Raw genomic sequence first — 23,956 nt, forward strand, 5'->3', positions numbered from 1 at the left:
GGACCTGAATCCGCGACGCTCCGCGTCGCCACCATCAGATTCGCTTCACCACCGGCCTGAAGGCCGATGCACTGCGAATGGATTCCGGTAGCGGGCTCATAAGGGCGGTGGGTGCCCGGATCCTGGGTGCGTCTGGTCCGGCGAGAGCCGGACCAGACGTCCCGCCCGGCGTCCTCTCGTCGGTGCCCGGGCGCGCAGCGGGGGCCGCGGAACGGTCTCGTCGCATGGCGTGAAGACGGGGCTCCCGTGATGGTGAGAATGCGTCTCCGAGCAAGGGCTTCCCCCGAGTCGGACAGCTCCGAGATCATGAAGCATGCTCCCGGATGACTGGCAACTCAGCGTAGAAATAGATGACTTCCTCGCACGAGCCGGCGCCTTCCTGCGCTCGCGTGCGGACATGCACAACACAGCGCTCACGGACATCGAGAAGCTGCGAACCCACGGGCCGGACGCCCGCGGTACCGAGTTCGCCCCGGTCTTCGGGCGACTGATGTCAGGAGGGGAGGTCCGCGCCGTCTTCTACTACACCCCGCGCGGCCGCCTGGGCCTCACGCCACTCTCTGTCCAGCAGGCTGACAGCCTTGCCGCGCATCTGGCCGTCCTCGGACACTCCCCTGCCACCGTCATCGCGGACCACGACACCGCCACCGCTTTCGCCGAGGCATGGCAACGGCACACGGGTGCCGTCCCGACGCCCTTCTGGCGGACACACCTCTACCGTCTCGGCTCACCCACTCCCCCGCAGCCACTCCCGGAGGGCCGGGGCCGTGTCGCGGGGCCGGTGGACCACGAACAAGTCGTGCGCTGGTGCCGGGATTTCTGCGTCGCCGTCGAGGAGCAAGCCTCCCTTGACGCCATTGACGCCGGCTCCTGGGGCGACACTCGTTTCGCGGACAAGCACTTCACGTTCTGGGAGACGCCGAACGGCACGCCCGTTTCCCTGGCCGGCGCGACCTCGATGATCGGCGGGATGGTCCGGGTCGACCCCGTCTCCACCCCGGCCCACTTCCGAGGCCGCGGTTACGCGGGCGCGGTGACGGTCGAGGTGAGCAGCGCGGCGTTGGCAGCCGGAGCGACGGACGTCGTGCTGTTCGCGGACCCCCGCAATCCGACCAGCAACGCGCTTTACCAGCGCATCGGTTACGTCCATCTCGCCGACTTCACGGGGTACAGGTTTTCCTCCCGGGGAAAGGGCTGAAATCCCTTCGCCCGTGCTCGTCCCGTCCGGTACGGTCGCGGGATTGTCTTCGCTGCTGAGAGTGGGTTTTCTTCCATGGCATGTCGTATCAGTGAGCTCGTGCTCGGTTGCCGCGACCCTGAGGTGCTGGCGCGGTTCTGGTGCGAGGTCCTGGACTTCGTCGTCCTCGACCGCGAGGAGGACGGCTCGATGGAGATCGGTCCCCGCGAGGGGTTCGGCGGTGCGCAGCCGACGCTCTTCCTCAGTCGCAGGGACGAGCCCGAGAAGGGGAAGTCCCGGCTGCACATCGACGTTAATGCCACCGACCGCGATCAGGACGCCGAGCTCGAACGCCTCCTCAAGCTAGGCGCTCGCCCGGCCGACATCGGCCAGACCGGCGAAGAGCAGTGGCACGTCCTCGCCGACCCCGAGGGCAACGAGTTCTGCCTCCTCAAGGCCCGCCTCAATCCGCTCTGACGCCGGACCACGGCTCGATCACGCCCAGTCGGAACGCAGTTGACGACGTCGATGAGAGCCGGCTGCCGCAGATCATGGACGGGCTTCGGCCGGGCATCGCCCGGATGGCCGGCCCTCGCGTCTTCGACCTCAGGTGGATGAACGGTGATCCGTTCATCCACCTGGGCGGCCACTCCAACGATCGCTCGTCCCTCGCCGTGGCACCTACGGACGCTTCGGCCGGGCGCCCTAGAGCAGCGCCCTCTTGGCTCTGCGTACCCCTCAGAGTGATTCGCCCGGCCTCAGATAGCGGTAGCCGTTGGAGGTCTCCTCCGCGAGCCAGCCGTTGATGCTGCTGAGGCCTCGGTCGTTGATCTGGGCGTCGTGGATCGCGAACGATCTCCGAGGATTGACCGCTTTGACGAAGTCGATCACCTCGGCCGTCTTCACCCACGATCCCTGCGCCGGGACGAGGAGCGTCTCGACCGGCCGATCCGGCACGTGCAACGAGTCACCGGGGTGGTAGATCGCCTCGTCGAGGATGTAGCCGAGGTTCGCGCAGTCCGGCTGCCCGGCGTAGACGAACGCGTGGCGTCCGCCGACCGCCCGCACGGGGAGGTCCGCGACGGTGAAGTCTTCACCCGCGGTCACTCCCACAACGTCCAGCCCCGCGATGTTCGCGTCGGCAGGGGCGTAGACCGGGACACCCAGGCCGGCCAGGCGCAGGACGTCGATGTGATCGGCGTGCTCGTGCGTCACCAGCACGGCTTCCGCGCCGGCCAAGGCGGCCGGCTCGCTCCACACACCCGGATCGATGACCACGACCCGGCCCTCGTGTTCCAGCCGTACACAAGCGTGGGTGTACTTCGTGATCCGCATGGCAGCCCAACCTAGTGCGATTGCGCCGCACAGTGTCCTTCGCTCACCGCGTCCGCCACCGCGATCCCGTCGCGGCTTCGCCTACCTCGGCAGGGTGAGGATCTCGGCCCCGTCGTCGGTGATGGCGATCGTGTGCTCACTGTGTGCCGTGCGACAGCCCGTCGCGCTGCGGAGCGTCCATCCGTCGTCGTCGGTGACGAGTTCGGCGGTGTCCGCCATGACCCACGGCTCCAGTGCCAGCAGCAGCCCCGGGCGCAGCTTGTATCCCCGGCCGGGCCGGCCGGTGTTCGCGACATGCGGGTCCTGGTGCATCGTCGACCCGATGCCGTGACCGCCGAACTCCGTGTTGATCGGGTATCCCGCCTCGCTCAGCACCGTGCCGATCGCGTGGGAAAGGTCGCCGATACGAGCCCCGGGGCGGGCAGCGGCGATCCCGGCGGCCAGCGCGCGTTCGGTTGCATCGATCATCGCGACGCTCTCCGGGGGCCTCACGTCCCCCACGAGGAAGCTGATGGCAGCGTCCGCTGCGACACCGCTCTGGGAGACGGCGAGGTCGAGCGTCAGCAGATCACCGTCGGCGAGCGTGTAGTCGTACGGCCGGCCGTGGAGCACGGCGTCGTTGACGGCGGTGCAGATGTAGTGGCCGAACGGGCCGCGGCCGAAGGACGGTTCGTAGTCGACGTAGCAGGACTGCGCCCCGGCGTCGAGGATCATGGCCTTGGCCCACCGGTCGACGTCCAGAAGGTTCGTGCCGACCACGCAACGGCTCTTCAGCGTCTGCAGGATGTCGGCGACCAGGGCGCCGGTGACTTTCGCCCGGGTCAGCAGGGTGGGGTTCAGGATCTCGATCATGCGACGCCCTTCTCATGTAACCAATAACAATACCGGTTGAACTATACCGGTACTAGAATCGCCTCATGGTCAGGACGCCGCTCACCCCCGCAGAGGTCGCACGCGGACAGCGCCTGGGCGCACTCCTGCGCCGGGCGAGAGGAAACCGCTCGATGCTCGCCACCGCGCTCGACGCCCGCGTCTCGCCGGAGACCCTCCGGAAGATCGAGACGGGCCGCGTGGCGACTCCCGCCTTCTCGACCATCGCGGCGATCGCCGAGGTCCTCGGCCTCTCCCTCGACGCGGTGTGGGCCGAGATCAGCGAGCCGGAATGCGGCGTCAGCGCGCGCATCGGCCACAGCGCGCGCGAGCAACTGACCTCGTAGACCTCACGCCGGTCGGCGGAGTCCGGGGCCTCGACGAGGGAGGGCGCGGGCGGCAGGGGCGTACCGACCAGCCGAGGGCCCTCGCCGACGGCAGACCGGGGCCCGCCCCCGTCAACGCCCCAGCGGGCAGCGGGCAGCGGGCAGCGATAGGAACGTAGGGCCAACCGCCCTACGGAATCAGCGAGTTACCGTCTCGGTCACGGTCTCGCGGACGATGCGCACAGCGCGTTCCGCATCGGCGCGTGTCACGTCGAGGTGGAACACGAAACGCAGCTGGTCCGGGTATCCCGCGCACAGCAGGCCACGACGTGCCAGTCGGTCGCACAGGTCGTCGATGTCAAGCCCTGGAGCGGACTTCGCGAAGACCATGTTGGTCCCGCTGGGCTCCACGGTCAGGCCTTCCAGGTCCTTCAGACCATCGGCGAACAGTGCGGCGTGCGCATGGTCGTCCGCGAGTCGTGTCACGTGGTGGTCGAGCGCGTGGAGTGCCCCGGCCGCCAGCACGCCCGCCTGCCGCATCGCGCCACCCAGGACCTTGCGCCAGCGCCGTGCCCCGTTCACGAACTCGCGGGATCCCACGAGCGCCGAGCCGACCGGCGCGCCCAGGCCCTTGCTGAAGCAGACGGAGACACTGTCGAAGTGGCCGGCGATCAGTCGTGCCTGCTCGTACGGGTCGTCTCCGCCGGCCACCGCGGCGTTGAAGAGCCGCGCCCCGTCGAGGTGCGTGGCGAGTCCGTGATCGCGGGCGAGCTGCGTGGCGGTCTTCAGGTAGTCCGGGGACACCACTCGGCCACCGATGGTGTTCTCCAGGCAGAGAAGCCGGGTGCGGGCGAAGTGCGGGTCGTCCGGCTTCACGGCGGCCGCGATGTCCTGCGGGTCCAACGTCCCGTCCGCCCGGTGCGGGAGGGGCTGGGGCTGGATGCCTCCGAGCACCGCGGCGCCGCCACCCTCCCACCGGTACAGGTGGGCCATCTGACCGGCGATGTACTCGTCCCCGCGGCCGCAGTGGGTCAGCAGAGCGCACAGGTTGCTCTGCGTCCCCGAGGAGACGAACAGCGCGTCCTCGAATCCGAGGAGTCCGGCGATGCGCTCCTGCAGCGCGTTGACGGTCGGATCGTCGCCGAAGACGTCGTCTCCCACCTCGGCCTCCGCCATGGCCCGCCGCATCGCGTCGCTGGGCCGGGTGACGGTGTCGCTGCGCAGATCGATGGGGTGACCGGACGCGTCGTGGACCGCACCTGTCTCGTTCGCGGCGGGGGAGACGGCGTCGGTCGCGCGGGCGGAATCTGTGGTCGGCACACGCACACTCTGCCACGCCGGAAGGGGCCTTGACCGACGGGGTGGCCGACGGCCCGGAGAGCATGGATCAGCTCCGGACCCCGGCCAGAAGGTGCCCGTTTCCGAGCTACGGGAGTCTCAGGCGGCGCGCTCCGTCGACGGAGCCTCTTCCGACTCCGGTACGGGCTGTACCGATGCTCCCTGCACGAGCACGCGAGCGGCGGCCAATTCCTCTCGGGACGCCTGCTCCGCCGCTTCCAGGTACGCGTAGGCGTCGTCGCCGATCGGGATGCGCAAGGGACTCGGGCCCACGCCGGTGACGATGTCCAGTACGCGGGCCGCGTAGTCCTCCGGGCGTCCGGTGGCGGGGTCGTCCGCCATCGCGCGCAGGCCGTCGAGCGTCGCGGAGGTCGTGTCCGTGTAGGCGGACACGCGGCGCTCCGACTCGCAGACGGTCGTCCCGTAGTGGGTGGCGAAGCATCCGGGTTCGACGACCGTGACCCGAATGCCCTCCGGGGCCACCTCCGCGGCCAGCGCCTGGCTCATGCCCTCCAAGGCGTACTTTCCCGCCGCGTAGGCGCCCAGCCCGGGAAACGCGATCCGTCCGGTCAGGGACGAGACGTTGACGATGTGTCCGTGACCCTGGGCCCGCATGAGCGGGAGGACCAGCCGGACGAGACGCCAGGGTGCGACGACCAGCGTCTCCAACTGATCGCGCACTTCGGCGTCCGAGACCTCCTCGACCGCGCCGAAGAGGCCGGCCCCAGCATTGTTCACGAGTACGTCGATGCCGCCCAGCCAGTCGGCTGCCGCCCGAACCGCCTCCTCGCACTGGCCGGCGTCACGCAGTTCCAGGGGGATCGGGACGATCTGCTCCGGCCAGGCGCCGCGCAGTTTCTCCAGCCTGGCGACGCTACGAGCGGTCACCGCCACCATGTCTCCGGCCTGCGCCGCCGCTTCGGCCAACGCCTCGCCCAATCCCGACGAGCACCCCGTCACCAGCCACCGTCGCACCATCGATCCCCCCGTCGCGTTCGTGACGCTCCAGTCCTGCCCCCGGCACCGGGCTCGGCCCGATGCCTCATGATCGGTCACCGACCGGTCACCGGTCATCACGCGACAAGGGGCGCCATGGGGCACACCCGGCGCACATCCGGCTCACGCTTCACTCCCCCGGCTCCTTTTTGCAGTTCCTTTCCTTACGCGCCTACAACCTTTTCCGAATTCCCTGCCGTGCGAAAACGGCACCGCCAGTGCGCAACCGTTCCATCGCTTCAGCGCTCTTACAGGGTGACCAAACACCCGCAGTAATGTCGCGGGATTCATCGGGATTCAAAAACGGGGAAGGTTTTCCTTCAATGCGCACTCGTGCCCGCACCACACTGTTCGCCGCCGTCGGTATCGCCGCCGCCCTTTCGCTCGGCGCGATCACCCCCGCCCTTGCCGGTACCAGTCAGCAGACGGGCACGCAGAGCGCGGCGACGGCCGCGACCGCCCAGGGTGACCCTCGCTCGGCCACCACGCGCGTCTCCAACTTCTACGGCGCCTACATCGACTCCGTCTGGGACAACGAGGACCCGGCGGCGTCCGCGAACGCCAAGGCCCTGCGGAAGTTCTACCTGAGCGCCGCGGAACAGAAGTCCGTCGCCGCCTTCGAAGCGAAGGAGCACGCCGACGGGATCGTGTTCGCCCAGAACGTGCCGGTGAAGTGGAGCGTCGCCTACACGGGTTCCGGCGCCGGTCAGGCCACTTCGCTGGTCACGCTGACCTGGAGCGACGGCCAGAACCCGGAAGTCACCAAGATCAAGGTCCAGACGGACCTCCAGACGCGCAAGATCACCGACCTTCAGCCGGCCGGCTGACGGAGCCGCAAACACGGGCGGAGAGCCCGGAGCGCCGGAATTCAACGGCGGTCCGGGCACTCGTCCTCGCATTCACCGATGCGCGGCCAGTACTGCCGCGAGGCCCTCCCGCAGATCGCTGACGAAATACTCGGGAACCTCCAGCGACGGGAAATGTCCCCCGCGTTCGGGTGACCTCCATCGGACGATCTGCCGGTATCGCTGCTGCGCCCAGGGGCGCGGACACTTCTCGATGTCGCGGGGATACATACTGATTGCCGACGGGACGTCGACCCGAAGTTCGGGATCCAGCGAGTTATGGCTTTCGTAGTAGATGCGGGCCGCCGATGCGCCGGTCCGCGTCAGCCAGTACAGGGTGACGTCGTCAAGAATCCTGTCCATGGAAATCGTCTCGAACGGGCTGTCCTCGGTATCCGTCCACTCGGCGAACTTGTCGAGTATCCAGGCGAGAAGCCCGACCGGTGAGTCGACGAGCGAGTAGCCGATGGTCTGCGGTCGGGTCGCCTGCTGCTTCGCGTACGCCGCTCGGTGGCGCCAGAAATCGCGGGTTTCCTCGGTCCACCGACGCTCGGCCGCCGTCAGCCCGTCCGTGGTCAACCCGGGCGGCGCCTCCGCGAACGTCGTGTGGATGCCGAGGACGTGCGCCGGGAACCTGCCGCCGAGAACCGTGGTGACGTTCCCTCCCCAGTCGCCGCCGTGGGCTGCGAACTTGCTGTAGCCGAGCCGGCCCATCAGTTCGACCCACGCGGCCGCGATCTTCTCGGTTCCCCACCCGGTGGTGGCCGGCTTGTCGCTGTACCCGAAGCCCGGTAGCGACGGGACCACGACGTGGAACGCCGGCGCGTCCGCATCGTCCGGGTCCGCCAGCTCGTCCACTACATCGATGAACTCGGCAATGCTGCCCGGCCAGCCGTGCGTCAAGATCAGCGGAACGGCGTCCGCGCGCGCGGACCGGCGGTGCAGGAAGTGGATTCCCAGACCATCAATGGTCGTGCGGAACTGGCCGATACGGTCGAGGCGCTCTTCGAACGACCGCCAGTCGTACCCGGTCCGCCAGTAGTTCACGACATCGACGAGGTCGGCGAGAGGAACACCCTGTTCCCATCGGCGGGGACCGGGCGCGGCGCGATGGACCGTCTCGGCCTCCGGCAGCCGCGCCGCGGCCAGCCGTGCGCGCAGATCGTCGAGGTCGGCGTCAGGTGCGTGGGCTTCAAATGCTCGGACGTCGCTGCTTGGACGGGGCATGAGACCTCCTGGCCATCGCGGAACCGACTAAGGCGGTTCTAGCAGTTCTCGGAGCCACGCCGCAACCGGCTAAGGTGGTTCCATGCCTGCTGAGTTCCCTGACTTCCGCCTCGGTAGCGTGCTGGCGACCAGCTTCACGGGGACGCTGTCGGAGCGTCACGGCACTGCGGTGGAGCGCATTCCCACGCCGCACCGACTCGTCGACTGGCTGGTGGTGAACGGCCTCGCCGTGGACTCCTGCACCCCTGCCCAGTTGGACCTCGCTCGGGAGCTGAGGGAGTCGATTCACGCCGCCGCGACAGCGGCGGCGTGCCAGGACACTCTTCCTTCGCCTGCTGTGGAGGTCATCAATGACCGCAGCGCTCGGGGGCGGGCCGCGGCGATCCTGACGCCCGAGGGCCAGCGGCGGTGGCAACTCGGCTCGGCTTCCTGCGTGGAAGATGCCCTCGGCGTGATCGCTGCCGACGCGATCAGCATCATCTCAGGCGAACGGGACGGAAAATTGGCCCTGTGTGCGTCACCCAGCTGCCGAGCCGCCTTCTTCGACACCAGCCAGAGCCGCACCCGCAAATGGTGCGACATGAACACATGCGGGAATCGCCAGAAAAAGGCACGCTTCCATGCCAACCAGCGCAAAACCCCTGGCCCGGAGCTTGCTTGAAACCGGTGGGTTCAGACCCCACCTCCGCCCTGAGGTGCGATGAGCCCCGGAACTATCCGACCGGGGGCTTGTGCCGCTGGTAGTAGCGCGCCACCCGGGCGCGGTTGCCGCAGCGGGTCGGGGAGCACCAGCGGCGCCGTGGGTGGGCCGGCTGGAAGAGCATCACGCAGTCGGCGGCCTCGCACTCCCGGACCTTCTCCATGCCGGAGCCGGTGAGGAGGTCGGCCGCAGCCTCGGCGAAGACCGCGGCCAGGACCGCCCCGGGAGGGCCGGTGCGGCACGGCTCGGCCGTCACGAGGCTTCCGTCCCAGGCGAGTTCGCGGATGGACGGCGCCGCACGCTGGGCAGCGGTCAGATCACGCAGCGCCGACCGTGGCGGTTCGTCGTTGTCCAGGAGCGCTCGTACGACTGCTTCGGCGGCGGCACGCACCGCGTGGAGCGCGGCAAGGTCGGCCGGACCCGGCGTGAGACCGCGGGCCGCGGCCGGCATTCGGTCGTCCTGCAGCGCCAGCCATGCGGCCAGTCGTTGCGGGGTGTCGATCAGGTCGGTGCGCCCGCCCGGATCGATCGGGCGGGTGTTGATCAGGTCGAGGGCGAGCGGTTCGCCGACCAGCGGTCCGTGATCATCCATGGACTAATGCTACATGAGGCCATTGACGCATTAGAAGGATACGGCTAGAACTAATGCATCATCCCGCCAAGGAGGCATGTGACGTGACGTCCCGAAGCTCGTTCTCGCCGGCCCTCCCCGCCCAGACCGCGCACCGCCGCATCACTGTCGAAGATGTGGACCTCTTCTACCGGGAGTCACTCCCCGAGAGCGCCGATGCTCCCGTTCTGTTGCTCCTGCACGGCTTCCCGTCCGGCTCGCACCAGTTCCGTCGCCTCATGGACACCCTGGGCCGGCACTACCGGCTCATCGCCCCCGACCACCCCGGCTTCGGCCACACCGACGCCCCCGAGGACTTCACCTACACCTTCGACCGCCTCGCCGACGTTCTCGACGGTTTCACCGACGCCCTCGGCCTGAACCGTTACGCGCTCTACGTGTTCGACTTCGGCGCCCCCATCGGGCTTCGCCACGCACTGCGCCATCCGGAGCGGATCACCGGGCTGATCGCGCAGAACGGAAACGCCTACGAGGAGGGCCTGTCGGACATGGCCCGCGCCTTCACCGCGCTCACCCCGGACACCCCCGGCGCCGAACGGACGATCCTTGATCTGTTCACCGTGGGGGCCACCCGGGCGCAGTACGAGACCGGGACCGCGCACCCCGAGCTGATCGCGCCCGACGGCTGGCTGCTGGACCAGCACTTCCTCGATCAGCCGGGGCGCAAGCGAGCCCAACTCGCCCTGGCCTACGACTACAAGAGCAACGTCGCCGCCTACCCGGCCTGGCAGGCGTGGCTGCGCGAACACCAGCCCCCGATGCTGGTCACCTGGGGCACGGGTGACCAGTTCTTCGTCGAGGCCGGTGCCCGCGCCTACACACGAGACGTGCCCGATGCCGAGGTACACCTGTTCCCCACCGGGCACTTCGCCCTGGAGGACCACCTGCCCGAGATCGCCCCGCTGATCGCCGACTTCCTCGACAAGCTCCCTGCATGAGAGCTGTCGCAAGCCCAGGCCCTTGTCACGGTGATCGTGGTGGACGCCGAGAGCGTGGGACAGAAGCACGGCTGCGTCACTCGGTGGCTACTTCAGCTTGAGTTCGATCTCGACGAAAGCCAGGGCCGAACTGCCGCCGTTGACCACCTCGTGTTCCCCGCCCGCCCGGCGCGCGTAGGACTCTCCTGCCCGCAGCTCCGAGGAGGTGGTCGTACCGTCGGCGGTGATGACGTCGGTCCGGCCGTCGGTCACGGGGACCACGACGTAGTCGTACGCGTGGACGTGCCGGCCCGTGCTCTCCCCGGGCTCGAAGTCCCAGCGGGTGACCCGCACCTGCTCGTCCTCGTGCTGCACACTGGCGCGGGCGGTGGTCCTCATCGCACATCTCCTCGTCATCGGCGGCCGCACCCGGCGGTCGCGGCAGGCGGGCACAACATCCCAGGTGGCAGGCTAACTGCCATCGGCTTCCGCAAGCGTCGACCAGTACGCATATACGCGGTGGCGAGGGCCTGCGACGGCACGAGTGAAGGCGGAAGCCGGTCTACGCCTTACGTCTGGCGGCTCGGTCCGGCCGCGTAGGTCAGGGGAGGTGCGATGGCTTGAGCGTCCGCTCCCTGACCGACCCAGAGGCCGATGAACAGCGCGGCGGTCGCTTCCAGGAGGCCCGCTCGTTCGAGGCCGCCGCCGGACACGGGCTCGCAGCCCACGTCCTGGACCAACTCGTGCACGCGGGCGAGAGCCGCCTCATCGTCTCCGCAGACCGGTACCGCCAGTGGTCGCCCGTCGAAGACGGGCGCTCGCATGCGCCACACGTCCTCGTGGCACAGGTTGAATGCCTTGACCACGTGCGCTCCTGGCGCCGCCGCGGCCAGTTGCTGTGCGGCGGAGGCGCCTCCTTCCGTCAGCAGCCGAAAGCCCGGACCGACCGGGTTCGAGCAGTCGACCAACACCTTGTCCTCCAGGGTCGCATGGAGGTCCCGAACCACCTCGGTTCCCGTTCCGTAGGGCAGCGCGGCCAGCACCACCCGACCGGCGTCGGCCGCCGCGCGCAGACCGGCAGACCTGGCCCCGCCGCCGATCCGCGTCGCAAGCCGCTCCGCCTTCTGTGCGTCCCGCCCCCCGATGGTCACCTGGTGTCCGGCCCGTACCCAGTGGGAGGCGAGCGCGTCGGCCATGTTGCCCGTTCCCAGTACGCCGATTCTCATCACGACTCCTCTCTCTGGCCGGTTCGACCGTTCACACCGACGCTAGAGGGCCGTTCGGGCACCATTTGGTACGTGACGACCGACGCCTTCCTCGCCGACTGCCGCGCCCGCCTCGCCTTCGACCTGCTGTCCAACACCTGGAACGCCGTGGTGCTCTGGGCACTGCGCGACGAACCCCGGCGCCCGGTCGAACTACGGGAGCGGATCGGCGGTATCAGCTCCAAGGTCCTGAACGAGACGCTGCGCCGGCTGCAGTTCAACGGACTGGTCGACCGGCGTTCGCCCCCTGACGCGCCATCGCGAGTCGAGTACGAACTCACCGCCCTGGGTCGTACCTTGCTGCAGCCCATCGACGCCGTCGGTGCGTGGGCTTTCGAGTACGGCGACGAGGTCATGGCCGCACAGGAGGCGGCGTGCACTCCCGCACCGCAGGCCTCTCCTCCCTCGTCGGACCAGTCGACAGCGTGAGACCAGGGCTCATCGACATACGGGGCTCAGGCAGGATCCCCCGGCCCCCGTGCCGCCCACGGTGTCGCCTGCTCGAACGCGGCTGCCACTGCGAGGACTTCGGCGTCGGCCCGTCGGTGCCCGGGTCGCGTCGGGGGCCGACTCGGCGATGGCCGGGGGTGAGCCACGGGGGCTGGGGCTGCGCTGGGGCGGAACCCTTTCGCCCCCGGTCCCGATCCCAGGGCAGGACAGGCCTACGGGCCGCCGGTGCCGAGCGGGGTTCGGGCACAGGTCCGTCGCGTCGCCGTCACCTCTGTACGCGGAAGGCCGTCAAGCACCCGGGATGAGTCCCCCGTTCAGGGCACGGGCGTAGAGCCGCTTGTGCCACTCGTTGCCGTGCGGTCCGGGGTCGGTCGTCAGCACGGGGTTCGGGCCGGTCTCGATGAGGTGGAGAAGGGTCCAGGCGACGCCGTAGCAGTCGTCCGGCCCGAAACAGGCGACAAGCGCCTTCGCCTCCTCCCGCGTGACCGGCCCGGCGATCACTTCGAGCTGGCCGACGCGCCTGTCGATCTCCTCTTCGGCCGCGTCCCAGTCGGGGAGTGGGCCGTCGGCCACGAATGCCTGCACCTCGGATCGCATGGGTGAATGATCGACGGCAGACCTCCGGGCGCGCAAGGCATGTCAGCAGGTCAAGCGACTGCCATGCGACGCGCCCACGCTCTGTGAGTTGTGGCGGCCAGGCGTGAGCGCGGCGGCCGGGCGTCGCCCCCGCACGCGGAAAGCGCGGGTCGGGATCAAGGGGGCAGAAGGGCGGCCGCCGCCCCAGCTCCCCTCCTTCCCCTCGACGCGTGAGCGATGAGTTCGGCCCACGGATCGGGTCTGCACTGGTATGACGCGCATCATTGCTGACATCTCGGTCTCCCTCGACGGCTTCGTCACCGGACCCGACCCCGGTGCGGACAACGGACTCGGCACCGGCGGCGAGGCACTCCACACGTGGGCGTTCTCCGACGACCCCGACGACCGCCGGGTGCTGCGCGAGGCGACTGCCCGCTCGGGCGCCGTCATACTCGGCCGTACCCTCTTCGACATCGTCGACGGACCGCACGGCTGGGACGACGCGACCGGCTACGGCGCCGGCGAGGTCGGCAAGCCCGCGTTCGTCGTCGTGACCAGCTCACCGCCGGAGTCGGTGAGACTCGGCGACCTCGACTGGACGTTCGTCACGACAGGTCTCCCCGACGCCGTCAGCGCAGCACGCGAGCGGGCCGAGGCCGCCTCGAAGGAACGCGGCCGGGACCTGGACGTCGTCCTCATGGGAGGCGGCGCCACGATCGGCTCGGCACTCGACACCGGTCTGGTCGACGAGCTGACGCTCCACCTCTCCCCGGTCGCCCTTGGCACCGGGACACCCCTGTTCACGGGCGGAACACCACTGACACTGGCGCAGCGCAACGTGACCGTGACGTCGACCGCAACGCACCTGACGTACGACATCGGCTGACACCCCTGTACGGGTGATCCCGCGCGGTCGCGCAGCATGCGTACGCGGTCAGGTCAGCACGATCGGGTTGGTGAGAGCGGCCATGTCGCCGTGGGGACGGCGTACCTCGATACGGACGAACGCCGAGTCTGCCGACGTCGTCTGCCATTCCAGGGTGCCCGTGCCGGAGCCTGACAGCGCTGCATGGTGCACCTCCCCACGGTCGGTGTGGAAACTGACAGTCGCCCGCGGGACACCGCGCACGTCGGCACGCACCATGACGGATTCCCCCTGGGTGGAAAGGTGTTCGCCGATTCCCGCGACGCGCCCGGCCGCGACGGCCGTGAGTGACAAGTCGACGGTCGATGCCTCTGCGATCCAGCTGCGGCCTGCACGGAGGCCGTCGAGTATGGACCCTGTGGTGAGTTCCTCGGCGAGCACGACCGTGTGCGGAATGCCGATCTGGCCCTCAAGGTGAGTGTCGCTGTTACCGATGGCGGGCCGCCAGCGACCCGTACGGACGCCCTCCGCGAGAGCCTGACCCCATTCGGCGAGTGCGGCTTCGTTGTCCGCGTTCCACGGTAGGTCCGACACCCACAGACCGTTCCACACCTCGACCGCGTCGAGACCCTCGTACGAGTACATGAAGCTGCCTGACGCATACGGTGCGTGCGGGTGCGCGGCCACACAGAGTCCACCGGACTCGCGGACCTGCCTCAAGCCTCGGCCGATGAGGTTGTCGCCCACGCCGTAGTCCCATTCGATCAACTCCCCTGGCTCGATGCCGAGTGCCAGCCAGTGCCCGGTCCTGGTGGTCACCTCCTCGCCCATGAGGATCAGCAAGTCAGCCGAGGCAAGGGGCCCCCAGACACTGTGCGCGCTTGCGGTGTTGTGCTCCGTCGTGGCAATGAAGTCGAGCCCCACGGCGCGAGCGTCGGCAACCAACCGCTCAGGAGCGAGTTCGCCGTCCGAGTACACGGAGTGGACGTGACAGTCCCCTCGATACCAGCTTGCGCCGCGCCCACATGCTCCCGACTGCGAGGCCCCTGAGTGCGACATAGCTGCCGCTGGCGTCACATCCACCGCACGCCGTCCTCCTCGTGTTCGCGGATGCGGTACGCGATCATGCGGCGCAGGAGGTCCGTCGGTACCGGGGTGCCGGACGGGAGCTTGACCGTGCCCAGGATCGTCCCCGACGGTTGGCCCCACTTGATCGCCACGTTCGCATCCGGCGCGGTCTCAGGGCCGGCGCGTGCAGTTGGTCGAGCGTCTCGTGGGCCTGGCCGACGTGGCGTTCGACGTACTCGTCCATCGTCTGAGGCCTGCTCATGCCGTCGGTTCGGCAGGCGGTGTTCCGGTCGACATGGCGTACTGCCTCGGAGGACCAGTCGCGTACTCACGGGAAGTAGAGAGCGGCCTTCTCCAGGACGTGGCTCGTGAACATGCCTCCCCACGCGGTCCGACCTCGGTACATCGTGGTGCGTATGCCGGCCGGGGCGGTCTCGATCGTGATGGGGCGGCTGATCAGTGTCGTGTCGAGGATTCGGGCGTCCTGAGCGGCCCACCGGACCGCCTCGGGCCGGACGTGCCCACTGATGAGAGCGGGGAGCACCAGTGCCGCGTTGCGGGCACCGGGTATGCCGCCGCGCAGGCTCTTGGCGTACTCCATGGCCCATACGGTGAAGTCGCCCAGAGTGGCCGCGTCGATCGCGGGGACGGCGGCCGCGAAGACGAACAGCTCGGCCTTCGTCCCGAACCAGCGGACCTTGCGGTCGGCCCGGCTGCCAGTCACCACGCGATGGTCTCTCCAGTGGGGCGAGGTCACCGTGCAACCGTCGGCCGTGAGCCGTTCCTGGAGCGCTGCGAGGTACAGGGCCGCCGCATCGGCGGTCTGTCCGGCTGCTTGCGGGTTCATGCGCGAATCCTCCAACAACAGTGGCTGGTAAGGGAAGAGGCGGAAATGCGGCCTGGATCCGAGTGCAGGGCGCGACGTCAAAGGGCTGATGATGAGGGCCGGTGAACGGCCGGGCCTGGGCGGACAGCCGCGTACATCCGCTTCTGTCAGCACGTCGGCGGCGACACCGGCGCGCCCGCTTCTCGACCTCACGTCTCCTGCGCCGGTTCATACACCTCGGCACCGAGTCCGAACGTCCATGCCACGCCCTCGCGAGCCGTGCGGGTCGAGGGTGGGACGCGGAGCCAGTAGGTGCGGCTCGTGCCGTCCGGCTCCGGGGTGGAGTTGACGACCTCCACCATCACCACGTCCTCGTCGCCGCTCAGTTCGACGCGCCACAGTACGCCCGTTTCGTCGCGGTGCACCGGGACGGCGCCCGACTCCTCGAGGTAGCGGTCGTAGCCGTAGTGCTCCAGCATGACGCGGCGCAGTTCGGCGTTCTCCTCCTCGCGGATCCGCTCAGGTGTCAGCGCGGTGAGTTCGTCGAGGAAGGTGCTGGGGACGGGCATTCCACGCCATGCGTACAGCTCGAAGCCGTCGCCGTAGCGCAGTGCCGGGCCGTCTCCTCTGTCCAGGCGGCCGGCCTCGTCGCGGTGCAGGCTCAGCGGTCGTTCGCTGATGACCGCCACCTTCTCGTAGGGCCACCACCAACCGGCCTCACGGGCCACCGCGGCGATTCCTGCAAGGGAGTCGGGATCGAAGGCGCTGAGCCATGGCGCGTCGTGCTGGCCCAGGGTCGCGTCCAGGAGCAGCAGCCGGATCCTGCTCTCCTCCCGCCGGTCGGTCGCGAGGTCCTCGACGATCGCCGACCGCACACGCTCGGTCAGGGTGCGGGTCGATTCCCACAGGGCCGCCCCGGTGGCCCGCCAGTGGCCGCTCCACCCCTCGGGGCCGAGCTGTCGGTTGGCGCGCTGGCGTGCCGCCGCCCAGGGCCTGCCGACGACCGTCTCGCGCACGCCGGGGCCCGTGTCACCCAGGCCCGTGCCCTCGGCGGACGCGGCCCCCATGAGGATGCGTACGGCCTCGTGGGGCGAGCGCGCCCAGACGATGCGCGCGGGCGCGTCCAGCCCGGCTTGCCGGTAGGCGAGCCGGACCCCTTCCTCGGCAACGGTCCGGTCCCCCGCTCCCGTCCGCACCGCCGCGGCCCGCCAACTGCCCTGCTCCATAACGTCGTTCCTCTCCGATACTTCCACTGTGTCCGCCCTGCGGGAAGAACTGATGAGTTCCGCCGCCGACGGAGATGTCCACGCGCCCCTACGAGCCGATCCCCGCCCGCCGACGTGTCAGTCGGCGACGATCCGTACCGAGCCCGGCACGTACTCCCGCTGGCGGATCACCCGGTACCAGCCCTTGTGCAACGAGATCGGCCCGTGTTCCTCGTGGACGACCCGGGCGCCGTCGGGAACGTGCAACAACATCGGACCGAACACTCCGGCCTCCCGGATCAGCCGTCCCGGTCCGACCACCGCGTGGGCGTGGCCGGTGACCTCACCGAGTGCCAGGACGAGCCGTCCGCGGCCGTCACGTGGTTCGGACGGCGCCGCGAGGGCGTGCTCCGGCACCGCCTTCTCCTCCAACGGCACGATCAGCACGTCTCCTTGGCGGAACATGGGTCTCCCTCCCGTCGCGGCACGGGATGTGCCGGCCGTGAGAAGGACGGTAGGGGTGACCACTGACAATCGGCCTCAGCCGTGTGTGCGGTGCCGCCTGTGAACGGGCGTCGTGGCGGCCCCGGTACGCCGTCGAGTCGCCGCGCACGGTCTGCGTCTCCCCCTCCGTCCCCGAGTGGCGACCCCTGTCGGCCACGATGTCAGTGGGTCTTGGTAGAACTCCTTTACCTGGGTGCGGTCCGCGGGCGGGACTCACCTCGATCGTCGATCCACCGGAAGCAGTACGAAGGAGCGGGTCCGCATGACCATCGGTAGCCACCTCAAGGAGTTCCACGGCCTGCCGGCCTTCACCTTCCCCGGCACCGACGGCTCGTCGTCGGGCGCGGCGCCGCTTCCCGCTCCCGAATCCGTGGCCTGGCGCATCGCCGTGGACGCCTATGACAGTCAGGAGGAGTGGCAGGACGCGTTCGCGCGCTTCCTGGCGGCCGTGGACACGCGGCAGGTGCGGGCGCTGATCGTCGGCGCGTGGAGCGAGGTGTACGACACGGCTCCGGACGCGGTGATCGAGGCCCTGGTGGCCGCGCGTGACCAACTGCCCGCTCTGCGGGGTCTGTTCCTAGGCGACATCGTCATGGAGGAGTGCGAGATCTCCTGGATCGTCCAGGGCGACGTCACGCCCCTCCTCCAGGCCTTCCCCGCCCTGGAGCAGTTCGGCGTCCGGGGTGGCAATCAGCTGGTCTTCCCTGCCGTCCGGCACGAGCGGCTGCGCAGTCTGATCGTCGAGACCGGCGGTATGCCCGTCGAGGCGGTGCGCGGCATCGCCGGCAGCGACCTGCCGGCCCTGGTGGCGCTCGACCTGTGGCTGGGCACGTCGGAGTACGGCGGCGACGCCGCTGTCTCCGACCTGGAGCCGATCTTCGCGGGTGACCGGCTGCCCAGCCTGATCCGTCTGGGCCTGCGCAACAGCGAGATCCAGGACGACGTGTGCCGTGCCCTGGCCTCGGCCCCCGTCGTGGCGCGCCTGGAGGATCTCGACGTCTCCATGGGCGTGCTCACGGACGACGGCGCGACAGCACTGCTGTCGGGCCAGCCGCTGACGCACCTCAAGAAGCTCGATCTCCACCACAACTACCTCAGCTCGGCGCTTCGCACCCGTCTCCTCGAGACGCTGGAGCCCGCCGGCGTGCAGGTCGACGCCGGGCAGGGCGACGCGGAATCCGACGAGGAGGACGGGACCGTCTGGCGTTTCGTCGCGGTGGGTGAGTGACACCGACCACCGCGACGCGCGACGAGGACGAGCGATGGGTGAGAAGCCGGGAGTACCGGTGAAGTGGGCGGTCGTCGCGAACGGGGAGAACCGTCGGGTGGACCTGTTCGCGGCCGCGGCCGAGGAGGCGGGCTGCGGAACGCCCCGGGTCGTCGAGTGGCTGGACGTCCTGCGGGACGGTGGGCACGACTTCGCCGACGACGAGATGGTCCGCCTGGACTCCCCCGGCGAGAACGCGGAGGTGGACCGCCTGCTGCGTGGGACCGACGAGCCGACCCGCGTGGAGGGTTCCGCGCGCTGGTACGCGGGTTTCCTGGACGGTGTGCGGTCGCTGCGCGGCGGCAGGCGTCTGGACGACCCCGCGGATCTGGCGGTGCTCTTCGACAAGCGGCTGTGTCACGCCCGTCTCGATACGGCGGGCGTGCCGGTGCCCCCGTCGCCCACCTCCGGTGTCCGGCGGCCCGTCGAGAGCTGGAGCGACGTGCGGATCCTGATGGAGGAGGCGGGACTGCGGCGGGCGTTCGTCAAGCTCGCTCACGGTTCGTCCGCCTCGGGGGTGCTGGCGGTCGAGACGAGCGCCACCGGCCGCGTCCGGGCGACCACCTCGGTGGAGCGCACGGCGGACGGCGGGCTCCACAACTCCCTGCGGATCCGCCGCTACACGGACGAGGCGGAGATCGCCGCGATCGTGGACACGCTCGCACCGGACGGGCTGCACATCGAGCGCTGGCTGCCGAAGGCCTCACTCGGCGACCGGTCCGCCGATCTGCGGGTCGTGGTCGTGGCCGGGCGTGCCACCCACGCCGTGGTGAGGACGAGCCGCTCTCCTCTCACCAATCTGCATCTGGGCGGGGCTCGCGGTGATCTCGCGGCCGTCCGCGCGCTGGCGGGCGACCGGTGGGCACAGGCTCTCGACATCAGTGAGCGGGCCGCCGCCTGCTTCCCCGACACCCTGTGTGTGGGTGTCGATCTGCTCCCCGCGATCGGCTGGCGCCGTTTCACCGTCGGGGAGGTCAACGCCTTCGGTGACCTGCTCCCCCGCCTGACCGGCCTGCCCGGTAGCGGCGCCGAGGGCCTGGACACGTACGCGGCGCAGGTCGCGGCGGTCCGGTCCGTCCCACCCGACCGCTTCCCCGCACGCCCCGTTCCCCCGCTCGACGCACCGCCGAGGACAGCACATGATCCCGCCTGACACCGACCGGGCCGCCGCTCACGCGACGCCCTCCGACCCCGCCGGTCCGGCCGACACACCGGACATGAACGCGGTGGTGGGCCGCGACGACCTGCTCCTGCTCACGCTCGACACCCTGCGCTACGACGTGGCCGTCGAACTCGTCGCCGACGGCCGCCTACCGAACCTCGCGGCGCATCTGCCCGGGGGTGCCTGGGAGCGGCGCCACGCGCCGGGCAACTTCACCTACGCCTCCCACCAGGCGATGTTCGCGGGATTCCTCCCCACTCCGGCCTCCCCGGGACACCATCCGCGGCTGTTCGCGGCACGCTTCGCGGGAAGCGAGACGACAGCGGGTCGCACGTACGTCTTCGACACCCCGGACCTGGTGTCCGGCCTCGCAGCCCGCGGCTACCGCACGGTGTGCATCGGCGGCGTCGGCTTCTTCAACAAGCAGGGCGCGCTCGGCGACGTACTGCCCGGCCTCTTCCAGGAGAGCCACTGGGAGCCGGAGTTCTCGGTGGCCTCTCCGACCTCGTTCGAGGCCCAGGTCGCCCGGGCCGAGAAGACGGTCGCCGAACTTCCGCCACAGCAGCGGCTGTTCCTGTTCCTGAACGCGTCGGCACTGCACCAGCCGAACTGGTTCCACCTGCCCGGCGCCACCAGCGAGACCGGCGACAGCCGCGCCACCCACGCGGCAGCCCTGGAGTACATCGACCGGCACGTCGGCCGACTGTTCGCCGCCATGAGTTCCAGGCGCCGTTGCTTCGCCATCGTCTGCTCCGATCACGGCACCGCCTACGGAGACGACGGCTACACGGGCCACCGCCTCGGCCACGACTGCGTGTGGACCGTGCCCTACAGCCACTTCTTCCTGGAGCCGACCGTATGACCCTCACTCCTGTGGCCGCCCCGACCGGGACACCGCGTCCCTACCAGAGCTACACCTACGCCTACCCGCACAAGACCGCCTACCGTCCCCTGACGCCCCGCCCCGCGCTGAAGGACCTGTGGGCGGGCGAGTCCCGGAACTCGCTCTCGCTGTACGTGCACATACCGTTCTGCGAGGTCCGCTGCGGGTTCTGCAACCTGTTCACCCGGATCGGAGCCCCCGACGACCTGACCGGACGCTACCTGGACGCGGTGCGACGCCAGGCCGCGGCTGTGCGCGAGGCACTCGGCGACGACGAGGCTCCGCGGTTCGCCAACGCCGCGTTCGGCGGCGGAACACCCACGTTCCTCGACGCCGGCGAACTGGACCGGCTGTGCGACATCGCCGAACAGGAGATGGGAGCCGACCTCCGCTCGATCCCGCTGTCCGTCGAAGCCTCTCCCTCCACCGCCACCGCCGACCGGCTGGCCGTGCTGGTCGCGCGCGGCACCACGCGCCTCAGCCTGGGCGTGCAGAGTTTCGTCGAGGAGGAGTCACGCGCCGCAGTACGGCCGCAGCGCCGCTCCGAGGTCGAAGGGGCCCTGGCGCGCATCCGCGAGGCGGCGGTACCGGTCCTCAACATCGACCTGATCTACGGCATCGACGGACAGACGGCCGCCAGTTGGCGTCACTCCCTGGACGCCGCCCTGGCCTGGCGGCCGGAGGAGATCTACCTCTACCCGCTCTACATCCGCCCTCTCACCGGCCTCGGTCGGCACACCGACCCGCACAGGGCCGACCGGGAGTGGGACGAGCAGCGACTGCGCCGGTACCGCGAAGGGCGCGACCATCTGCTGGCCCACGGCTACGAACAGGTGTCGATGCGCATGTTCCGCCGCGCGGACGCACCACCCCAGGGGCCGGACGACTACGCCTGCCAGACCGACGGCATGATCGGCCTGGGCTGCGGCGCCCGTTCGTACACCTCGACGCTGCACTACTCCTTCGACTACGCCGTGTCGATGAGGGAGATCCGCGGCATCATCGACGACTACACCGCCACCGCGGACTTCTCCCGTGTCCTGCACGGCCGCCGCGTCGACGAGGACGAGGCCCGGCGCAGGCACCTCCTGCAGTCCCTTCTCCAGGCCGAGGGCCTGCCCGTGGCGGACTACCGTCGCCGCTTCGGCTCCGAACCCCGGGACGACTTCCGTTCCGAACTGGACACCCTCACCGCACGGGGATGGCTCACGCACCCCGACGACGGTCAACTGCGCCTGTCCCCCGAAGGACTCGCCCACTCGGACGCGATCGGCCCCGAGTTCTTCTCTCCGGCCGTGCGGGACGCCATGGCCGCCTACGAACTGAAGTGAGACCGCCGTGGACCTGACGATTCTGTACCGCGGCCCGCTCGCCTCCTGCGACTACGACTGCCCGTACTGCCCGTTCGCCAAGCGCCGGGACACCAGCGCCCAACTGCGCGCCGACCGAGCGGCGTTGCAGCGTTTCACCACGTGGGCGGGCGAGCAGCGGGAGGACCGGTTGTCGGTGCTCTTCACCCCGTGGGGCGAGGGCCTGGTCCGCTCCTGGTACCGCCGCGCCCTCGTGGAGCTCTCCCACCAACCCCACGTCCGGCGCGTCGCGATCCAGACCAACCTGAGCTGCCGCACCGACTGGCTCGAGGAAGCGGACCGGGACACGGTGGCGCTGTGGTGCACGTACCACCCCGGGCAGACGCCGCACGAACGCTTCCTCGCCAAGGCACGTCAACTCACCTCCCTCGGCGTGCGTTTCAGCGTCGGCGTCGTCGGCCTGCCCGAGCATCTGGAACCGGCACGGCGGCTGCGCGAGCAGCTCCCGGAACACGTGTACCTGTGGGTGAACGCCGCGGAAGGACACACCTACACGGACGAGGGGGCCGCCGAGTGGACGGCCCTCGACCCGCTCTTCCCCTTCAGCCGTCACCCGCACCTCTCGGCCGGCCTGCCCTGTCGCACCGGGGAGTCGGTCATATCGGTGGACGGCGACGGAGCGGTCCGCCGCTGTCACTTCGTACGCGGCGAACTGGGCAACCTGTACGACGGTTCCTACCGGGCCGCGCTCGCCCCGCGCCCCTGCCCCCTGACCGTGTGCGACTGCCACATCGGCTACGTGCATCTGGAGACGCTTCCGCTGTACGACGTCTTCGCGGGCGGTGTACTGGAACGCGTGCCCCGGACGCTGCCGGACCGGGACCTTCTGCCGGTGATCCCGGCGAGTCGGCCGGTCTGACCGGCCACCACCGCGCCCCGGCTTCAGATGTTTCCGGATCCCCGCGATCTAGATCTTGATGAGCGCGTACCAGTCGATCACCTCGTCACGTTGTCGACGCGACCGGCGCACAGTGCGTGATCCACCAGGGCACTGGCGGCCCCCTCCTGTTCCAGGATGTGCTCCAGGGTGTCACCGCGTGCCTCGGACATGGAGACCACGACGCTTCGTGTTCCGCTCGCGGTGACGCCGTTGAGTGTGATGTAGCCGCCGTCCCCACCCTCATGGCTCCAGTAGGTCCCCCCACAGCTCAGTGGGCGTTCGACGAGACCGAGTCCGTATCGGCCGCCGGGCCACAGGTGTTGGACCTCCGCGTTCACGGGGACGGTCCGCCTCATCTCGGCCAACTGCCGGCGTGGCAGGAGGCGGCCCCCCAGCAGCGCCCGGAGGAAGCGGTTCTCGTCCCGTGTGGTCGTGACGAACGAGAGGTTCTCGTGGTCCACGGGGATCTGGTCCGTCACGTCCACCCGTGACCCGGGGCCGAACAGTTGGTACGCCTTCGCGTGCGGCTGGGGCAGGGAGGACGCGGTGCCGCCCCACCGGGTCCGGGTGAGGGCGAGCGGGCGCAGGATGCGGTCTTCGATCTCCCGGTGGGCGGCGTGGCCTGTGGCCTGGTGGATGATCGTGGCGAGCAGGATGTACCCGGTGTTGGAGTACTGCCAGCCCTCGCCCGGTGGAAAGTCCGGCGCGTGATCCATGGCTCGGGCGATCAACTGCTCCGAGGTGTACACGTCGTGGCGCTGCTCGTGGTACTCCTGCGGTGTGGTGTAGCCGGGCAGGTCGTCGTGCAGGCCGCTGGTGTGTTGGAGGAGCTGCCGGAGGGTGATCCGACTGCCGTCGTTGCCGTTGCCCCGCACCACCCCTGGCAGCCAGTGGTCAACGGTGTCTTCCAGGGACAGCCTGCCCTCGGCCTCCAGTTGGAGGATGACTGTGGCGATCAACGTCTTGGACGTGCTGGCCATGCGGAAGTAGCCGTCGGACGGGACCCGGTGGCCGGTGTTCAGGTCGGCGGTGCCGCTGACCGCGACCGCCTGCCGGCCGTCGGGGCCGATCATGCGGGCCTGGACACCGCTGACGCCGAGTGTGTGGATCGCCTGGGTGTCCTGACGTAACTGCCTTACGGAGGAGGAACTTTGGGGCTGCGCGACGGCGGTGCCCACCCCGGCGGTGAGCAACGCGGCGATGCCGAGCGCCAGGGCGAGGTGCTTGCGCGGAGTCGAGGTCATGGCCGAACGCTAGGTTCACCCGGCGGGGA

General features: G+C 69.6%; 28 protein-coding genes. 13 read left to right on the forward strand and 15 right to left on the reverse strand.

Annotation, left to right across the window (positions count from 1 at the left end; all coding sequences use genetic code 11):
* The first annotated feature begins 313 nt into the window (after positions 1-313).
* Positions 314-1,198, forward strand: coding sequence for a GNAT family N-acetyltransferase (locus AB0C62_RS15280; protein ID WP_362973207.1), 885 nt, complete (start codon positions 314-316; stop codon positions 1,196-1,198).
* Between the two features lie 75 nt (positions 1,199-1,273).
* Positions 1,274-1,654 carry a VOC family protein gene (locus AB0C62_RS15285; RefSeq protein WP_362973209.1) on the forward strand — a complete coding sequence of 127 codons (381 nt, stop codon included), beginning with the start codon at positions 1,274-1,276 and terminating at the stop codon, positions 1,652-1,654.
* A gap of 261 nt (positions 1,655-1,915) precedes the next feature.
* Here AB0C62_RS15285 and AB0C62_RS15290 read toward each other — a convergent pair whose 3' ends face one another.
* Together AB0C62_RS15290 and map are read right to left on the reverse strand one after the other, a co-directional pair.
* On the reverse strand, positions 1,916-2,512 hold the full coding sequence (locus AB0C62_RS15290) for an MBL fold metallo-hydrolase (RefSeq protein WP_362973211.1): 597 nt from the start codon (positions 2,510-2,512) through the stop codon (positions 1,916-1,918).
* Positions 2,513-2,593: 81 nt separating this feature from the next.
* Positions 2,594-3,364: a type I methionyl aminopeptidase gene (gene map / locus AB0C62_RS15295; RefSeq protein ID WP_362973213.1), complete on the reverse strand. Its 771-nt coding sequence runs from the start codon at positions 3,362-3,364 to the stop codon at positions 2,594-2,596.
* A gap of 65 nt (positions 3,365-3,429) precedes the next feature.
* Here map and AB0C62_RS15300 point away from each other — a divergent pair, with 65 nt between their 5' ends.
* Positions 3,430-3,729, forward strand: coding sequence for a helix-turn-helix transcriptional regulator (locus AB0C62_RS15300; RefSeq protein WP_362973215.1), 300 nt, complete (start codon positions 3,430-3,432; stop codon positions 3,727-3,729).
* A 177-nt stretch (positions 3,730-3,906) separates the two neighbouring features.
* Here the strand turns inward: AB0C62_RS15300 and ltaE are convergent, their stop codons facing one another.
* Positions 3,907-5,028: a low-specificity L-threonine aldolase gene (gene ltaE / locus AB0C62_RS15305; protein WP_362973217.1), complete on the reverse strand. Its 1,122-nt coding sequence runs from the start codon at positions 5,026-5,028 to the stop codon at positions 3,907-3,909.
* A 117-nt stretch (positions 5,029-5,145) separates the two neighbouring features.
* Entirely contained in the window at positions 5,146-6,024 is an 879-nt protein-coding gene (locus AB0C62_RS15310; RefSeq protein WP_362973219.1) for an SDR family oxidoreductase, read from the reverse strand.
* A 341-nt stretch (positions 6,025-6,365) separates the two neighbouring features.
* Between AB0C62_RS15310 and AB0C62_RS15315 the strand changes: the two genes are divergently transcribed.
* Positions 6,366-6,869: a hypothetical protein gene (locus AB0C62_RS15315; protein WP_362973221.1), complete on the forward strand. Its 504-nt coding sequence runs from the start codon at positions 6,366-6,368 to the stop codon at positions 6,867-6,869.
* Between the two features lie 72 nt (positions 6,870-6,941).
* On the opposite strand, the gene AB0C62_RS15320 is transcribed toward AB0C62_RS15315, so the two are convergent.
* Entirely contained in the window at positions 6,942-8,114 is a 1,173-nt protein-coding gene (locus AB0C62_RS15320) for an epoxide hydrolase family protein (protein ID WP_362973223.1), read from the reverse strand.
* An 82-nt stretch (positions 8,115-8,196) separates the two neighbouring features.
* On the opposite strand from AB0C62_RS15320, the gene AB0C62_RS15325 reads away from it, so the two are divergent.
* On the forward strand, positions 8,197-8,775 hold the full coding sequence (locus AB0C62_RS15325; protein WP_362973225.1) for a CGNR zinc finger domain-containing protein: 579 nt from the start codon (positions 8,197-8,199) through the stop codon (positions 8,773-8,775).
* Between the two features lie 52 nt (positions 8,776-8,827).
* On the opposite strand, the gene AB0C62_RS15330 is transcribed toward AB0C62_RS15325, so the two are convergent.
* Entirely contained in the window at positions 8,828-9,406 is a 579-nt protein-coding gene (locus AB0C62_RS15330) for a CGNR zinc finger domain-containing protein (protein ID WP_362973227.1), read from the reverse strand.
* An 83-nt stretch (positions 9,407-9,489) separates the two neighbouring features.
* On the opposite strand from AB0C62_RS15330, the gene AB0C62_RS15335 reads away from it, so the two are divergent.
* Positions 9,490-10,383, forward strand: a complete 894-nt coding sequence (locus AB0C62_RS15335; RefSeq protein WP_362973229.1) for an alpha/beta hydrolase — start codon at positions 9,490-9,492, stop codon at positions 10,381-10,383.
* An 87-nt stretch (positions 10,384-10,470) separates the two neighbouring features.
* On the opposite strand, the gene AB0C62_RS15340 is transcribed toward AB0C62_RS15335, so the two are convergent.
* Together AB0C62_RS15340 and AB0C62_RS15345 are read right to left on the reverse strand one after the other, a co-directional pair.
* Positions 10,471-10,761, reverse strand: coding sequence for a cupin domain-containing protein (locus AB0C62_RS15340; RefSeq protein WP_362973231.1), 291 nt, complete (start codon positions 10,759-10,761; stop codon positions 10,471-10,473).
* Positions 10,762-10,931: 170 nt separating this feature from the next.
* Positions 10,932-11,588, reverse strand: a complete 657-nt coding sequence (locus AB0C62_RS15345; protein ID WP_362973233.1) for an NAD(P)-binding domain-containing protein — start codon at positions 11,586-11,588, stop codon at positions 10,932-10,934.
* Between the two features lie 72 nt (positions 11,589-11,660).
* On the opposite strand from AB0C62_RS15345, the gene AB0C62_RS15350 reads away from it, so the two are divergent.
* On the forward strand, positions 11,661-12,056 hold the full coding sequence (locus AB0C62_RS15350) for a helix-turn-helix domain-containing protein (protein WP_362973235.1): 396 nt from the start codon (positions 11,661-11,663) through the stop codon (positions 12,054-12,056).
* A 309-nt stretch (positions 12,057-12,365) separates the two neighbouring features.
* Here the strand turns inward: AB0C62_RS15350 and AB0C62_RS15355 are convergent, their stop codons facing one another.
* Positions 12,366-12,674, reverse strand: coding sequence for a hypothetical protein (locus AB0C62_RS15355; protein WP_362973237.1), 309 nt, complete (start codon positions 12,672-12,674; stop codon positions 12,366-12,368).
* A gap of 250 nt (positions 12,675-12,924) precedes the next feature.
* Here AB0C62_RS15355 and AB0C62_RS15360 point away from each other — a divergent pair, with 250 nt between their 5' ends.
* Positions 12,925-13,539 (forward strand): dihydrofolate reductase family protein, encoded by a 615-nt coding sequence (locus AB0C62_RS15360; RefSeq protein ID WP_362973239.1) that lies wholly within the window; start codon positions 12,925-12,927, stop codon positions 13,537-13,539.
* A 48-nt stretch (positions 13,540-13,587) separates the two neighbouring features.
* Here the strand turns inward: AB0C62_RS15360 and AB0C62_RS15365 are convergent, their stop codons facing one another.
* The 5 genes from AB0C62_RS15365 to AB0C62_RS15385 all read right to left on the reverse strand — a co-directional run bounded on the left by AB0C62_RS15365 (position 13,588) and on the right by AB0C62_RS15385 (position 17,082).
* The gene (locus AB0C62_RS15365; protein WP_362973551.1) at positions 13,588-14,577 is read right to left on the reverse strand and encodes a CehA/McbA family metallohydrolase; all 990 of its coding nucleotides are present in this window, start codon (positions 14,575-14,577) and stop codon (positions 13,588-13,590) included.
* Positions 14,578-14,591: 14 nt separating this feature from the next.
* The gene (locus AB0C62_RS15370) at positions 14,592-14,738 is read right to left on the reverse strand and encodes a hypothetical protein (RefSeq protein WP_362973241.1); all 147 of its coding nucleotides are present in this window, start codon (positions 14,736-14,738) and stop codon (positions 14,592-14,594) included.
* Positions 14,739-14,914: 176 nt separating this feature from the next.
* Complete coding sequence (locus AB0C62_RS15375) at positions 14,915-15,433, reverse strand: hypothetical protein (protein ID WP_362973243.1); 519 nt, start codon at positions 15,431-15,433, stop codon at positions 14,915-14,917.
* 188 nt (positions 15,434-15,621) lie between these two features.
* A complete protein-coding gene (locus tag AB0C62_RS15380) occupies positions 15,622-16,638 on the reverse strand; it encodes a DUF6745 domain-containing protein (RefSeq protein ID WP_362973245.1) in 1,017 nt (338 codons plus the stop codon).
* A 117-nt stretch (positions 16,639-16,755) separates the two neighbouring features.
* The gene (locus AB0C62_RS15385; protein WP_362973247.1) at positions 16,756-17,082 is read right to left on the reverse strand and encodes a hypothetical protein; all 327 of its coding nucleotides are present in this window, start codon (positions 17,080-17,082) and stop codon (positions 16,756-16,758) included.
* A gap of 301 nt (positions 17,083-17,383) precedes the next feature.
* On the opposite strand from AB0C62_RS15385, the gene AB0C62_RS15390 reads away from it, so the two are divergent.
* The 5 genes from AB0C62_RS15390 to AB0C62_RS15410 all read left to right on the forward strand — a co-directional run bounded on the left by AB0C62_RS15390 (position 17,384) and on the right by AB0C62_RS15410 (position 22,662).
* The gene (locus AB0C62_RS15390; RefSeq protein WP_362973249.1) at positions 17,384-18,349 is read left to right on the forward strand and encodes an STM4015 family protein; all 966 of its coding nucleotides are present in this window, start codon (positions 17,384-17,386) and stop codon (positions 18,347-18,349) included.
* Between the two features lie 34 nt (positions 18,350-18,383).
* Entirely contained in the window at positions 18,384-19,541 is a 1,158-nt protein-coding gene (locus AB0C62_RS15395) for an STM4014 family protein (protein ID WP_362973251.1), read from the forward strand.
* 64 nt (positions 19,542-19,605) lie between these two features.
* A complete protein-coding gene (locus AB0C62_RS15400; RefSeq protein WP_362973553.1) occupies positions 19,606-20,412 on the forward strand; it encodes an STM4013/SEN3800 family hydrolase in 807 nt (268 codons plus the stop codon).
* Positions 20,409-21,764 (forward strand): STM4012 family radical SAM protein, encoded by a 1,356-nt coding sequence (locus AB0C62_RS15405; RefSeq protein ID WP_362973253.1) that lies wholly within the window; start codon positions 20,409-20,411, stop codon positions 21,762-21,764. Before AB0C62_RS15400 ends, AB0C62_RS15405 begins: the two co-directional genes overlap by 4 nt.
* 7 nt (positions 21,765-21,771) lie before the next feature.
* The gene (locus AB0C62_RS15410) at positions 21,772-22,662 is read left to right on the forward strand and encodes an STM4011 family radical SAM protein (protein ID WP_362973255.1); all 891 of its coding nucleotides are present in this window, start codon (positions 21,772-21,774) and stop codon (positions 22,660-22,662) included.
* Positions 22,663-22,739: 77 nt separating this feature from the next.
* Here the strand turns inward: AB0C62_RS15410 and AB0C62_RS15415 are convergent, their stop codons facing one another.
* Positions 22,740-23,927, reverse strand: coding sequence for a serine hydrolase domain-containing protein (locus tag AB0C62_RS15415; protein WP_362973257.1), 1,188 nt, complete (start codon positions 23,925-23,927; stop codon positions 22,740-22,742).
* Between the last annotated feature and the right edge of the window lie 29 nt (positions 23,928-23,956).

This window comes from Streptomyces sp. NPDC048643, from assembly GCF_040650615.1.
Classification (GTDB): Bacteria; Actinomycetota; Actinomycetes; order Streptomycetales; family Streptomycetaceae; genus Streptomyces.